Origin of the sequence: Mesorhizobium sp. BR1-1-6 (assembly GCF_020165355.1) — a bacterium.
Classification (GTDB): Bacteria; Pseudomonadota; Alphaproteobacteria; order Rhizobiales; family Rhizobiaceae; genus Mesorhizobium.
In genome coordinates, this window is record NZ_JAIUHZ010000005.1 from 20,856 (window position 1) to 33,414 (window position 12,559).

Genomic DNA, 12,559 nt, shown 5'->3' on the forward strand with positions numbered 1-12,559 from the left:
GAGACGCGCGTGTGAGCTGGCAACGGCTGAAAGGCTATTTCGAAGCGGGTCTTGCCGGGCTGACACAGCCGACCCGGTCGGACTGGATCTTCGCCTTGCGCACGGTCTCGGCCGGCCTGATCGCGCTTATGGCCGCCTACGCCCTCAAGCTCGATCACCCGCAATGGGCGATGATGACGGTGTTCATCGTTGCCCAGCCGGTCGCCGGCATGGTGTTGGCGAAAGGCTTTTATCGGTTGCTCGGCACGCTGGCGGGCGGTGTTGCCGCAATTGCCATCACCACTGTCTTCGGCACGAATCCCTGGGTGCTGGTGACGGTGCTTGCCCTATGGATCGGCCTCTGCACCTTCGTCTCGTCGCTGCTGCGTAACCCGGAAGCCTACGGGGCGGCGCTGGCCGGCTATACCGCGATGATCATCGGCTTGCCGGCGTTTGGCCAGCCGCATCTCGTCGTCGACCTCGCGGTCGCGCGCTGTGCCGAGATCGTACTCGGCATTGTCTGCGCCGGCCTGACCAGTCGGCTGATCCTGCCCAAATTAGCCAGCGAGGCCATCATCTCGCGGCTTAAGCGCAGCATTCTCGACCTTGCCACCTATGCCGGCGGCGCCTTTTCCGGCGGCGACACGGCAATGCTTTCCGGCCTGCACCGGAAGCTGGTCGCCGACACCCAGACGCTCGCCGAGATGCGCGCCTATGCCAGGCTGGAGGCCCCGAGCTTCGCGCCGCGCGCCCATCCGGTCCGGCGCACCATCGGACAACTGCTTTCAGCGCTGTCCGCGGCCCGCGCGCTGCATTCACACGCCGCACCGAAGAACGCGGCGCTCATTCCGGTGCGCTCGGAGTTGCAAGCCCTCGTCACTGAAATGGCGGCGACGCCGGGCGCGCTCGACGACACGGCGCCCTGGCTGGCACGGCTCGACGCGATCGGCGCCAAAGCGACGCAGATGCCCGACGCCTTGGCCGACCAGGACGGCGACAGAGTCGGCACCGTCACCCGGCTCACCATCGCCGCCGATTTCGCCGAAGCGCTGAAGCAGACGCTGCGCGGTCTCGATGCCTTGCGTGCGCCCGTCACGCGGCCTTCACGCGAACGCAGCCCCCCGGCGCTGGTTGTACATCGCGACTATCACGGGGCGAGCCGCAACGCGGTCCGCGCCGCGCTTGCAACGCTGCTGGTCGCCGCTTTCTGGCTGACGACGAGATGGTCGGAAGCCGCCGGCACGGTCATTCTGGTTGCCGTCGTGTCGAGCTTGTTTGCCGCCCGCCCCGATCCGGTGCGGGTAGCCTGGGGGTTCTTCCAGGGAACGCTGTTGGCTCTGCCCTTTGCCTTTCTCGTCGGCCAGATCGCGCTTCCCGTTTTTCCTGGTTTCGGCTGGTTCATGCTGTTCGTCGTACCGATCCTGGTGCCGGCGGCGCTCGCCATGGCCAATCCCCGCTATGTCGGCGTGGCGACGGCCTTCGCCATCAATTTTCTTGCTTTCCTCAGCCCGCACCAGGCGATGACCTACGACCCGGGCCCGTTCTTCGCCGGCTCGGCCTCGATCCTGGTCGGCATCCTTTTGGCAATCGGCGTCTTCATCATCGTGCTGCCCGCCGACCCATGGCTCGCGGCGCACCGCATCGTGCGGGCCATGCGCGAGGATCTGGCGCGGCTTTGCCTGCACGAGCGCGTGCCGAGGCGTTCGGCCTTCGAGAGCCTCGCCTATGACCGCATCAACCAATTGATGCCGCTGGTGCAGACCAGCGGCAGGAAGGGTGAAGCGGTTCTGGGCGGCAGTGTCGCCGCCGTCACCGTCGGTCTGGAGGTCCTGCGGCTGCGTGGCGCACAGCAGGCGCACGCCGTTCCGGCCGAGACGACGCTTTCGATCGCCAACTTCCTGCGTGGACTGGCACGCGAACTGCTCTTCCGCGCCCCGGGCGATCCGCAGACATCCACCATTGCCGTCGCCCGGCAGTATGCCGCCGGCATCGCCCAGCGAAACGCCACTGGTGAAATGCTCCAGATTGCGGCGTCACTACGGATTGTCGCGGCGGCGATGGAGGATTTTCCGGATTTTTTTGCCAGGGATAAAGGCTAAGTTAAGCGGCTGCGATCGCCAGCGCATGGCCGCGCGCATTTTCACGCAACGCAGCGAGATGGATCGACTTGATCAGCGCGGCGAGATCGCCTTCCGCGGACTGTCCGCCCAATTCCTTCAGCATCAGCCAGCTGACTTCCTGCACGCCGGCGACGCGCTTGCCGTTGGCGACCTCTCGCCAGATTTTCAGCGCGCGCAAGATGACCGCGTGCGTGGCGGCAGCCAGGCCGGCACTGCGGAACAGCGCCTGCAAGGCCACGTCGTGTCCGCCGGCCAGCAGCGCCCTCACTCTTTGGGCGGACTGCTGGCTGAGCGCGACCAGCGCCGAGCCGAAGAAGTCGACCTTGCCATGCGCGATGGTGCGGATGAGGAAGCTCGCGGTGAGATCGCCGCGTAGCCTGAGATGCTCGATCAGTGCTGCATGCTCTTCCTGGCGCGTGCTCTCGATCAGCGTCACGCAGGCCTTAACGCAGGCGTCGCGCATGACGCGGTCGGCCCGGGCGGCTCCCATCAAGGCCATGACCAGCGGCGAGGTCTTGAGCATCTCACCGAGCTTGACGAGCAGCATGTGCCGGCAGTCGGCGGGCAGGCGTGAATCCGATATAAGCGCCTCGCGCACCAGCGGCAGATGGCCGTGGCGCTCGGCCATGCGGCGAAAACTCAACGAAGCGACATCGGCCCCGCTGTTGGCCAAAAGCACGGCGCAGGCCTCCGCCTCGCCGATCTCTGCGATAGCCGCCGACAGCGCCATCGAGACCAATGGCCGATCGGCGATCAGTTTTTGCGTCGCCTTCGGACCTGAAGCCACGCGATCGATCAGGTCTGCGTCGGTAAGCAGTGGCGATCGCGTCAGCACGACGCCGGCGACTTCCGGCTGGTCGGAAGCAAGCGCGCTGATGATCTGGGGCGGTGCGTGATGGCTCATGGACAGCGCCTCGGCCATCGCCAGCCGTACCTTCGACGATGCGTCGTCGAGCAGCAAGGTCAGCGCCGCCTCGGCGGCGCAGCGATCCTCGAACGGCAATTCCGCGTCGACATAGGCGCGGGCGAGCGCGCTTGCCGCCGCGGCGCGCTCCGACACCCTGGCCGTGTAGATCCATTTCAGGAAATGCGAGACAACAACCATACCGCCTGCTTACGCCCCTTGCCGGAAGGTTTCCGACCCCGTGCCGGACGTTAGGCCGAATTGGTTTATGAAGCGTTCACCATGTTCGTTAACTGGCTTGCGAGCGCTGGATGCAGCGCCTATCAACCGTCCAGCAGCGGAGGAGAATGAAATGGCTGGGCTTTATCTCGAGGAGTTCGTCGTCGGCCATGTCTTCCAGCACACGCTGCGCAAGACTGTCACCGAAAGCGACAACATGCTGTTCTCGGTGATGACGCTGAACCCGCAGCCGCTGCATATCGACTTCGATTTCGCCGCCAGGAGCGAATGGGGCAAGCCGCTGGTCAACTCGCTGTTCACGCTCGGCCTGATGATCGGCATTTCGGTTAACGACATCACCGTCGGTACGACGGTCGCCAATCTCGGCATGAAGGAAACGGTGTTTCCGCATCCGGTCTTCCATGGCGACACCATCCGCGTCGAGACCACTGTCGTCTCGGTGCGCGAATCCAGGTCGAAGCCCGATCGCGGCATCGTCGAGTTCGAACATCGGGCCTATAACCAGAACGGCGACCTCGTCGCCAAATGCACGAGACAGGCCATGATGCTGAAGAAGGTAGCCTGATGCGTTCGCTGCTGTTCGTTCCCGGCGATTCCGAGAGGAAGCTGGAGAAGGGCTTTGGCGCCGGCGCAGACGTGGTCATTGTCGACCTCGAGGATTCGGTGGCGCCCCAAAACAAGGCATCGGCGCGAATGACCGCGGCGCGCTTCATCGCCAGCCACAGGGCGAAAACAAGGTCGGCAATCTACGTCAGGGTCAACGACCTTTCGACGGGATTGACGGACGACGATCTTGCGGCGCTTATCCCGGCAAAACCCGACGGCGTCATGCTGCCCAAATCGGCTGGCGGCCAGGATGTCCAGCACCTCTCGGCAAAGCTCAGGCTGCGCGAAGCGGAGAACGGCTTGGCCGACGGCGCGACAAAAATCCTGCCGATCATTACCGAAACACCGGCGGCCGTGCTGGCGGCGGCGAGCTACGCCGGGGCAAGCGCGCGACTTGCCGGGCTGACCTGGGGCGCGGAAGACCTGTCGGCGGCGATCGGAGCGCGCACCACCCGCGACCAACATGGCCGTTACACCGAAATATTCCGCTTCGCTCGCGCCATGACCATTCTCGCCGCCGGCGCGGCGAAAGTCGCGGCGATCGACACCGTCTTCCCGAATTTCCGCGATATGGCGGCCTTCGAGGCCGAATGCAGGGAGGCCGAACGTGACGGCTTCACCGGCAAGATGGCGATCCACCCTGATCAGGTGCCGGTCATAAACGCCGCCTTCACGCCCTCGGTGGAAGCGGTGCAACAGTCGGCGGCAATTGTCGCGGCATTCCAGGCGGCGGGAAATCCCGGCGTCGTCGGCATCGACGGCAAGATGTATGACCGGCCGCATCTGCGGCTGGCCGAGCGGCTTCTGGCACGCGCCCGGGCAGCCGGAATCTCCGCCTGACCGCTACCAGACCAACGGGATCAGGCGGTAGCGGACATGGGCCGCATAGTCGTCATAGCCGCGCAGGCCGGTGCGAAGCGTTTTTTCCTCGATGAATGTGCGGATGGCCAAGAGAACGATGAACACGACGACCAGTGCCAGCCCCCACCAGGAGCCGAGCAGGAGAGCCGTGCCGGCAAAGAAGAGGATGGCGCCGGCATACATGGGATGGCGCACATAGCTATAGGGACCCGTTGTGATCACTTGCTGTCCGCGCTCCGCCTGGATCTTCACGACGGGCGCCGCGAAGCTATTCTCCAGCATCGTCAGATAGCTGATCCATAGTCCGACCAGCAGAACCAGCGCACCGATCGCCTGTACCCAGACCGGAACGACGGACCAGCCGAAGCGGTAGTCGAAACCCATGAAGGCCAGCCAGGCAAATATGCCGAGCAGGAGTATGCTCAACAGAACCTTGTCGGCCGCGGTCTGGTCCTTCTGGATGGGAGAGCTCAGCCGTTCGTTCATCAGCCCGGGATCGCGCCGGGCCAGCGTCACGCCAAGGGTCAGGCTCAGCCCGGTCATCACCGCCAGATATACCCAGGCTCCCGGCCAGGTCAGCGTACCCGCTGTCAGGAAAAGCAGCGCGCCCATGGCGCCGAACCACACGAACGTCTGGAGGATCAATCTCGAGACCATGATCAACCTTCCATGATATTTGCCGTCGGCATTTACCAGCAACAGACTACCGCCGACCCTCAGCGGACTATCGCCCATCCCGCGCCTGGACGAAACGGTCCTGGTGTGCAGAAGGTTTCGTCATGCCGCGTCATCAAGCTCAGGGCGCGTCGTGATGACGGCTCGCCCTCAGGAAAGCACAGTGACTGGGCCCCCTTGCGGGCTAATCCTTGCCCCAACGCGGCCGGCGCATCGAAAACACTTCGTTGACGCTGGCATAATCCATGTAGCCGAGGCGAGCGACATTGCCGGCCTTGCTGATATCGAACAGGCCGTCTTTCAGGTAGGCATCGTCAATATGCACGCCGATCACTTCGCCGGCCACGACGACGGCGCTGGTCGGCGTTCCGTCCAGGGCCTTTGGCCGGAACACTTCGGTCACCTTGCATTCGAGTGCGGCGGGTGCGGCCGCCACGCGCGGCGGCGCGACAAGACGCGACGGCGCCATGGCGAGATCGGCATAAACGAACTCGTTGACGCCGCGCGGCGCGTCGACCGACGTCCGGTTCATCTTCTCGGCGAGATCGCGGCCGACCAGATTGGCGACGAACTCGCCGGTCTCCTCAGCGAAGGAGGCACTGTCCTTCTCGCCCTCGGAGGAAAACCAGACGATGAAGGGCCTTGTCGAAACGGCATTGAAGAAGGAATAGGGCGCGAGGTTGATCTCGCCGGCCCCGTTAAGGGTCGAGATCCAGCCGATCGGGCGCGGCGCCACGATCGCCTTCGACGGATCATGCGGCAGTCCGTGCCCCTTTGACGGCTCGTAGAACACTTACCCCGCCCAGGGCCCGGCATAGTCCGCATAAAGCTTTGCCGGATCGGGGCGCGGCCGCTCCGGCGCCGGGCCGCCATAGGAGCCGATATGGACGAAGCCGATGACGCGCTCTTGCGGCGCCAGCCCCAGGATCGCCCTGCCTTCCGGCACGTCTGAATACCAGTTGCTGATCATGTTGGTGCCATAGCCCAGTGCGTTGGCAGCAATCATCAGGTTCATCGCCGCCATGCCGCCGGACAGGAACATCTCCCATTGCGGGATTTTTGGATTTTCCTTCGGCACCGACACCACGCCGATGACCAGCGGCGCGCGCGAGAAGCGCGCCAGCTCCTGGTTGCGGCGGCCATCCGGTAAAGGTCCCTCCCGCTGTTCGGCAAGGGCCGCCAGCTCCCTGCCGATTTCGATGCGGGCATCACCGCGATAAAGAATGAAGCGCCAGGGCTCGAGCCGGCCATGATCGGGCACGCGCGTGGCCGCGGCGATCATCGTGGCGATCTCGGCGTCGCCGGGCGCGGGCTCCTTCAAGTCCGGTATCGGCGCTGAATTGCGGGTCAGCAGGAAGTCGATGATCGGGGACGCCATGGGCGCAAGTCTCCTAAGTTCGATTTTGAGCTGAAGCGCGCCATGGGAATGCGGGGCGGCTCGGGCATCGACGCGGGCGCGCCAGGCTGGAGAGTCGTATCCGTCGGACTCTTAAGCCTTGAAATTGCCACCGCCATGGGCTTCAACGCAAGGCATGTTTGAGGGGGCTTTGCGTCTTTTCCTGATCTGGGTCTGCACCCTGCTGCTCATGGCGCCGGTTTCCGTTGCCGTGGCACAGAACGTGGATGGCGTCAGCGACCTGAAGCTTCCCGGAATTTCGAGCTACGCGACGCCGAAAGGCGAGACATCGCTGGCGCTTGGTGGCGGCGGCGCCATCACCTTGTCCGCGCAATTGACCGACAAGGGAGGCGATATCACTCGCGGTATCGTCTGGCGCGTCTTCAAGCCGGAGGCCGTCAACGGCAAATTGCCGATGGTGGCTTCCGCCCATGGGGGCACGGCGGTCTTCCAGCTCGAACCCGGCAGCTATCTGGTTCACGCTTCCTACGGCCGGGCCGGTGCCACCAAGCGCATCACTGTCGGCAAGGACGCCAAACGCGAGAGCCTCGTGCTCGATGCCGGCGGCCTGAAGCTCGACGCCGTCCTTTCCGGAGGGGCGCGCATCCCGCCAAAGAAGTTGCGCTTTTCGATCTATGAGGGCAATGCCGAACCCAATGGCGATCGCGCGCTGATCATTCCCGACGTCGAGCCCAACAGCGTCGTGCGTCTCAATGCCGGCATCTACCACGTGGTCTCGACCTATGGCGCGGTCAATGCCGTCATCCGCTCCGACATCCGCGTCGAGGCCGGCAAGCTGACCGAAGCCACCGTCGAGCATCACGCCGCCGAGATTACCTTGAAGCTGGTGCGTGAAGCGGGCGGCGAAGCGATCGCCGACACGTCGTGGTCGCTGCTCAACGAATCCGGCGATCCGATCAAGGAAACCGTCGGCGCCTTCGCCTCCATGGTGCTGGCCGAAGGCGACTACACGATCATCGCCAAGAACCGCGACCGGATCTACCAGAAGGATTTCACTGTCGTGGCCGGACAGAACCAGGAAATCGAGGTTCTCGCGACGGAAGCAGCCGCGATGGATCCGGAAGAAGGCGCGGATTAGTCAATTCCGGAAAGCCTCGAGCCGCTTTCCCTTCGGATCTCCACGAAATGGACCTACGCCGCCAGCTTGGCTCGTGCCGGCAGGAATGGAATCCGGCGGCGAGGAACCGGCGGCGCCAGATCGAAGACGCCTCTATAGAGGCGCTCGAGCAGCGCCTTGCGGTCGCGCACGGGCTCCAGTTCGTTCCAGTTCAGCACATCGCCGACACGCACGTCGATCGACTTGCCGGAAAGCCGGGCGAACTCGTGGATAAGCAGCGAAATGCGCAGCGTCAGCGATGCCTTGCCGACGAACTTCGCCACGCGCCCGTCGCGCTCGGCCATGTTCATGGGGCCGCTGACCAGATGGAACAGCCTGCCGTTCTGGCCGGAGAAATGCATCGGCACTACGGAAGCCTTGGCATCCTGCACGAGACGGGCCGGAAACATCTTCCATGGCAGATCGCGTGCCTGGCCAAAACCTTTCGGCGCGGTGGCGACGCCGCCGGCCGGAAACACCACGATGGTGACACGTTCTTTCAAGAGCCGCACAGCCTCGTGACGCACCGCCATGTTGTTCTTCAGAGCGTCCTTGGTCTCGGAAAAGTCGATCGGCAGCGAGTAGGGCTCCATCTCGCTGATCTTGAGCAGATCCTTGTGGATCATGACCCGGAACGGCCGCCCAAGCTGCTCGGCCAGCGACAGCACGGCAATCCCGTCGCCGATGCCAAAGGGATGATTGGCGACGATCACCAGCGGCGTGTCAGGCAGGGTCTGCGGCGGCCATTGGTCGGGGGTTCGCACCCGCACATCGATCAATTCGAGCATGCGGCTGAACACGCGCTCGCCGGACGGGACCACCTGGCGGCGCCAAAAATCATAAAGCGCTGCAAAACGGTCGCGTCCGGACAGGCCTTCGATGGAATGGATGACCCACCGCGTCAGCGCTGGCTGTCGGGGATTAGCATAGGAAAGCTCGGGAAACGGTTTTTCACGCAATTTCAGCTTGAGCATGAGGGCTTGTTACAAGACTGCCGTGACAGGGATGTGAAAATGGAGGGATGTGAAGACGGTGCGATATGGAAATGGCGGCGGACTGCTCCACCGCCATTCCGCTTGAAATACTACCGGGTCAGGCCGCAGGTTTGCGTCGGCGATCGGGCGTGACCGCTTCTTCGGTCAGCTGCGCGACCGCTTGGGCGAGACCCAGCGACTCCTGATCGCGCGATCCGAGGCGGCGCATGTTGACCGTCTGCTCTTCCGCCTCGCGCTTGCCGCAGACGAGGATGACCGGAACCTTGGCTAGGCTGTGCTCACGGACCTTATAGTTGATCTTCTCGTTGCGCAGATCCGCCTCGGCGGACAAGCCCGCGGCTTTCAGCTTCGCCACCACTTCGTTCGCATAGCCGTCGGCGTCCGAAGTGATCGTCGCCACCACTACCTGCAGCGGCGCGAACCACAGCGGGAAATGGCCGGAATAGTTCTCGATCAGGATGCCGAGGAAGCGCTCCATCGAGCCGCAGATGGCACGGTGCACCATGACAGGCTGTTTCTTCTCGGAATCCGAGCCGATGTAGAAGGCACCGAAACGCTCCGGCAGGTTGAAGTCGACCTGCGTGGTGCCGCATTGCCATTCGCGGCCGATGGCATCCTTCAGCACATATTCGAACTTCGGCCCGTAGAAGGCGCCCTCGCCAGGATTGATCGAGGTCTTGATGCGGTTGCCCGATCGCGTCCTGATCGTCTCCAGCACGCCGCTCATGATCGCTTCGGCGTGATCCCAGGCTTCGTCGGTGCCGACGCGCTTGTCCGGCCGGGTCGACAGCTTCACGCTGATTTCGTCGAAGCCGAAATCGGCATAGGTCGACAGAATCAGATCGTTGATACGCAGGCACTCCGACGCCAGTTGCTCCTCGGTGCAGAAAATATGCGCGTCATCCTGCGTGAAACCGCGCACGCGCATCAGCCCGTGTAGCGCGCCCGACGGCTCATAGCGATGCACATTGCCGAATTCCGCAAGCTTTACCGGCAGGTCGCGATAGGATTTCAACCCGTGCTTGAATATCTGCACATGGCCAGGACAGTTCATCGGCTTCAGCGCGAACACGCGGTCGTCATCGGTGTCGTCGCCGGCAACCGTGACCTTGAACATGGCGTCGCGGTACCAGCCCCAATGGCCCGACGTCTCCCACAGGCTCTTGTCGAGCACCTGCGGTGCGTTGACCTCCTGGTAGCCCTGCTCGTCGAGGCGGCGGCGCATGTAGTTGACCAGGTTCTGGAACATCTTCCAGCCCTTGGCATGCCAGAAGACGACACCGGGCCCCTCTTCCTGGAAATGGAACAAATCCATCTCGCGGCCGAGCTTCCTGTGGTCGCGCTTTTCGGCTTCCTCCAGCATTGTCTGGTAGGCGTCGAGCTGCGCCTGATCAGCCCACGCCGTGCCGTAGATGCGCGTCAGCATCGGGTTGTTCGAATCTCCGCGCCAATAGGCGCCCGCCACCTTCATCAGCTTGAAGGCATTGCCGATCTGCCCGGTCGAGGCCATATGCGGACCGCGGCAAAGGTCGAACCAGTCGCCTTGCGCGTAGATCTTGAGATCCTGATCGTCAGGAATGGCGTCGATCAGTTCCAGCTTGTAGCGCTCGCCCTTGTCGGCAAAGACCTTTTTGGCCTTGTCGCGCGACCAGACTTCCTTCGTGAACGGCTTGTTGCGCGCAATGATCTCGCGCATCTTCTTCTCGATCACCGGGAAGTCGTCCGGAGTGAACGGCTCGTTGCGGGCGAAGTCGTAGTAGAATCCGTTCTCGATCACCGGCCCGATGGTCACCTGCGTTCCCGGCCATATCTCCTGCACGGCCTCCGCCAGCACATGTGCCGCGTCATGGCGGATGAGTTCCAGCGCGCGCGGATCGTCGCGGGTGATGATCTCGATCTTGCCGGACTTGCCGAGCGGATCGGAGAGATCGCGCACGGTACCGTCGATGGCATAGGCCACGGCCTTCTTGGCCAGCGACTTGGAGATCGATTCGGCAAGGCCTGCACCGGTCATCGCCGCATCGTAGTCGCGCACGGAGCCATCGGGAAATGTCAGGGAAACGGCATTCAGCATCAGGTATTCTCCTATCCAGTCCCGCAAACGAGCGCGGGTGGTGAAATGCAGGTCGTCAGCCGTTCGAGGCTGCGGCCTGCCAGATAGCCGGAGGCGTCCGGCGGCGGCAGTCTTTTATGGGCAGATGCCGCCGCCGTAAAGCCTCGGCTATTTAATCAGCAGCGGCAGGTCCTTCAGGAAGGCCGCGCGCGTCGCGAGCCCCTTCGGCATATCGCTCCGCTTCGTATCGACGACGAGCCGGGCAAACACGATCTGGCGGCCGTTTTTCTGCGCCCAGCCGACGAACCAGCCGAGTGAACGCCTGTCCTTGCCGCCCTCGCCTCCCCTGGTGCTGCCCGTCTTGCCCTGGACGGTCCAGTCGCCGGCCTTGAAGCTGGGTAGGATGGCTTTCGTCATGTCGTGAGCCTTGGCCGAGACCGGTATCTTGCCGGCGAGGAGCTTACGCAGGAAATCGACCTGCTCGACCGGCGTGATCTTGAGCGAGGAGTTCACCCAGGAATGAGTCAGGCCGTCATTCTTGCCGGGATCGCCGGAAACGTCCGCATTGCCATAGCCGAACTTCGAGACGTAGCCGGCAAAGCTCTCCGGTCCAAGCCGGCGGGTGATCTCGCGTGAATACCACAGCACCGAGTCCCGCTCCCAGATCATCGGATCGACGGTCTTGTGGTCCCGCTTGACCGCCTTGAATTCAGGTTTGTAGTCCCAGCTCGGCGTGTGCTCGTCGCTTAGTATGCCGGCATCGTAACCGATCAGCGACAGCGGCACCTTGAACGTCGAGGCCGGGCTGAACCGCTGATCGCAGACGCCGTTTTGGTAAAGCGTCTTGCCGCTCTGCGCATCGGCGATCAGCGTGCATTGCACATCCCCGAGCGGCGCCGACTGCGCGCGCATCGGAAATCCCAGAAGCCAGGCAAGCAGGAACAGGACTCCGGCAAGGATGAAGGGAAGACGGTCGACATTGCGCATTGGATGCTCGCTCCAGAGGGGGGTTCGGCGAGCGGCTTAGCGAGGTCTCTTGTCTCGATTTTGTCTCAAATTCGCAGTTATTGTGCAGGCTGCCGTTAACCCTACCAGATCGTAAACGGTTGCCTTGAAGAACTGACCGGCAGTCAGCTTCGCGCCTCGTCGTGGTTGCCGCCGATCCGCCAATATCGCCACGGCGTAAACCAGACATACCGATCCGCCAGAACCTCCGGAACAAGGTCGACGCCATGGGTGCCGAATGGTCCGCAGCGCAGAACCCTGAAAAATCCCATCCAGCCGCCGGCCCAAAGGCCATGGCGGGCGATCGCCTCATGCGCGTATTCCGAGCAGGTCGGCAGGTGACGGCAGGAATTGCCGATGAAGCTGGACAGCGTCAGTTGATAGAGGCGCACCAGCGACGTGCCCAACACCCGGCCGGGGGTCTTGCGCCACGGGCCGGACCAGTTGCGGCCTTGCCGCGGCGGCCCGGCTGTATGTGTATGCCCATGCTGGTCGCCCACTGCGATCTCCGTCTTTCCACACGATAGATGTGGGCTTCATCGGGAGAACGCAATCCCGCCCCTGCTTGCTGAGCTTTCACGGGCGGAAGCGGCGAAGTGGCTGCCGAT

The 12,559-nt window shown here is 63.4% G+C and carries 12 protein-coding genes; 4 read left to right on the forward strand and 8 right to left on the reverse strand.

The features are described 5' to 3' along the window. The first annotated feature begins 11 nt into the window (after positions 1-11). The gene (locus LB545_RS12105; RefSeq protein ID WP_224705111.1) at positions 12-2,078 is read left to right on the forward strand and encodes an FUSC family protein; all 2,067 of its coding nucleotides are present in this window, start codon (positions 12-14) and stop codon (positions 2,076-2,078) included. A 1-nt stretch (position 2,079) separates the two neighbouring features. On the opposite strand, the gene LB545_RS12110 is transcribed toward LB545_RS12105, so the two are convergent. Beyond that, positions 2,080-3,204, reverse strand: coding sequence for a DUF2336 domain-containing protein (locus LB545_RS12110; protein WP_140520995.1), 1,125 nt, complete (start codon positions 3,202-3,204; stop codon positions 2,080-2,082). Positions 3,205-3,355: 151 nt separating this feature from the next. Here LB545_RS12110 and LB545_RS12115 point away from each other — a divergent pair, with 151 nt between their 5' ends. Both LB545_RS12115 and LB545_RS12120 read left to right on the forward strand, forming a co-directional pair. After that, positions 3,356-3,808, forward strand: a complete 453-nt coding sequence (locus LB545_RS12115) for a MaoC family dehydratase (protein WP_140495838.1) — start codon at positions 3,356-3,358, stop codon at positions 3,806-3,808. After that, the gene (locus LB545_RS12120; protein ID WP_140517045.1) at positions 3,808-4,689 is read left to right on the forward strand and encodes an HpcH/HpaI aldolase/citrate lyase family protein; all 882 of its coding nucleotides are present in this window, start codon (positions 3,808-3,810) and stop codon (positions 4,687-4,689) included. Before LB545_RS12115 ends, LB545_RS12120 begins: the two co-directional genes overlap by 1 nt. Positions 4,690-4,692: 3 nt before the next feature. Here LB545_RS12120 and LB545_RS12125 read toward each other — a convergent pair whose 3' ends face one another. The 3 genes from LB545_RS12125 to LB545_RS12135 form a co-directional block, all read right to left on the reverse strand. Further along, the gene (locus tag LB545_RS12125) at positions 4,693-5,367 is read right to left on the reverse strand and encodes a methyltransferase family protein (protein WP_140495836.1); all 675 of its coding nucleotides are present in this window, start codon (positions 5,365-5,367) and stop codon (positions 4,693-4,695) included. Positions 5,368-5,569: 202 nt separating this feature from the next. Beyond that, the gene (locus LB545_RS12130) at positions 5,570-6,178 is read right to left on the reverse strand and encodes a flavin reductase family protein (RefSeq protein WP_140495835.1); all 609 of its coding nucleotides are present in this window, start codon (positions 6,176-6,178) and stop codon (positions 5,570-5,572) included. Then, positions 6,179-6,763: a nitroreductase gene (locus tag LB545_RS12135; RefSeq protein ID WP_224705113.1), complete on the reverse strand. Its 585-nt coding sequence runs from the start codon at positions 6,761-6,763 to the stop codon at positions 6,179-6,181. Between the two features lie 154 nt (positions 6,764-6,917). Between LB545_RS12135 and LB545_RS12140 the strand changes: the two genes are divergently transcribed. After that, the gene (locus LB545_RS12140; RefSeq protein ID WP_140517047.1) at positions 6,918-7,880 is read left to right on the forward strand and encodes a hypothetical protein; all 963 of its coding nucleotides are present in this window, start codon (positions 6,918-6,920) and stop codon (positions 7,878-7,880) included. A gap of 53 nt (positions 7,881-7,933) precedes the next feature. Here LB545_RS12140 and LB545_RS12145 read toward each other — a convergent pair whose 3' ends face one another. The 4 genes from LB545_RS12145 to yidD form a co-directional block, all read right to left on the reverse strand. Then, a complete protein-coding gene (locus LB545_RS12145) occupies positions 7,934-8,872 on the reverse strand; it encodes a lysophospholipid acyltransferase family protein (RefSeq protein WP_140517049.1) in 939 nt (312 codons plus the stop codon). Between the two features lie 118 nt (positions 8,873-8,990). Continuing rightward, positions 8,991-10,967: a threonine--tRNA ligase gene (gene thrS / locus LB545_RS12150; RefSeq protein ID WP_140517051.1), complete on the reverse strand. Its 1,977-nt coding sequence runs from the start codon at positions 10,965-10,967 to the stop codon at positions 8,991-8,993. A gap of 147 nt (positions 10,968-11,114) precedes the next feature. Then, entirely contained in the window at positions 11,115-11,933 is an 819-nt protein-coding gene (gene blaOXA / locus LB545_RS12155; RefSeq protein WP_140517053.1) for a class D beta-lactamase, read from the reverse strand. Between the two features lie 143 nt (positions 11,934-12,076). Then, positions 12,077-12,451 carry a membrane protein insertion efficiency factor YidD gene (yidD, locus tag LB545_RS12160; RefSeq protein WP_140495829.1) on the reverse strand — a complete coding sequence of 125 codons (375 nt, stop codon included), beginning with the start codon at positions 12,449-12,451 and terminating at the stop codon, positions 12,077-12,079. Positions 12,452-12,559 lie beyond the last annotated feature (108 nt).

What these genes read in the sequence shown, in the direction of transcription:
- blaOXA (WP_140517053.1), bottom strand. Translation starts at nt 11,933, where the DNA reads ATGCGCAATGTCGACCGTCTTCCCTTCATCCTTGCCGGAGTCCTGTTC.
- LB545_RS12140 (WP_140517047.1), top strand. Translation starts at nt 6,918, where the DNA reads ATGTTTGAGGGGGCTTTGCGTCTTTTCCTGATCTGGGTCTGCACCCTG.
- LB545_RS12125 (WP_140495836.1), bottom strand. Translation starts at nt 5,367, where the DNA reads ATGGTCTCGAGATTGATCCTCCAGACGTTCGTGTGGTTCGGCGCCATG.
- LB545_RS12145 (WP_140517049.1), bottom strand. Translation starts at nt 8,872, where the DNA reads ATGCTCAAGCTGAAATTGCGTGAAAAACCGTTTCCCGAGCTTTCCTAT.
- thrS (WP_140517051.1), bottom strand. Translation starts at nt 10,967, where the DNA reads ATGCTGAATGCCGTTTCCCTGACATTTCCCGATGGCTCCGTGCGCGAC.
- LB545_RS12115 (WP_140495838.1), top strand. Translation starts at nt 3,356, where the DNA reads ATGGCTGGGCTTTATCTCGAGGAGTTCGTCGTCGGCCATGTCTTCCAG.
- LB545_RS12110 (WP_140520995.1), bottom strand. Translation starts at nt 3,204, where the DNA reads ATGGTTGTTGTCTCGCATTTCCTGAAATGGATCTACACGGCCAGGGTG.
- LB545_RS12120 (WP_140517045.1), top strand. Translation starts at nt 3,808, where the DNA reads ATGCGTTCGCTGCTGTTCGTTCCCGGCGATTCCGAGAGGAAGCTGGAG.
- LB545_RS12135 (WP_224705113.1), bottom strand. Translation starts at nt 6,763, where the DNA reads ATGGCGTCCCCGATCATCGACTTCCTGCTGACCCGCAATTCAGCGCCG.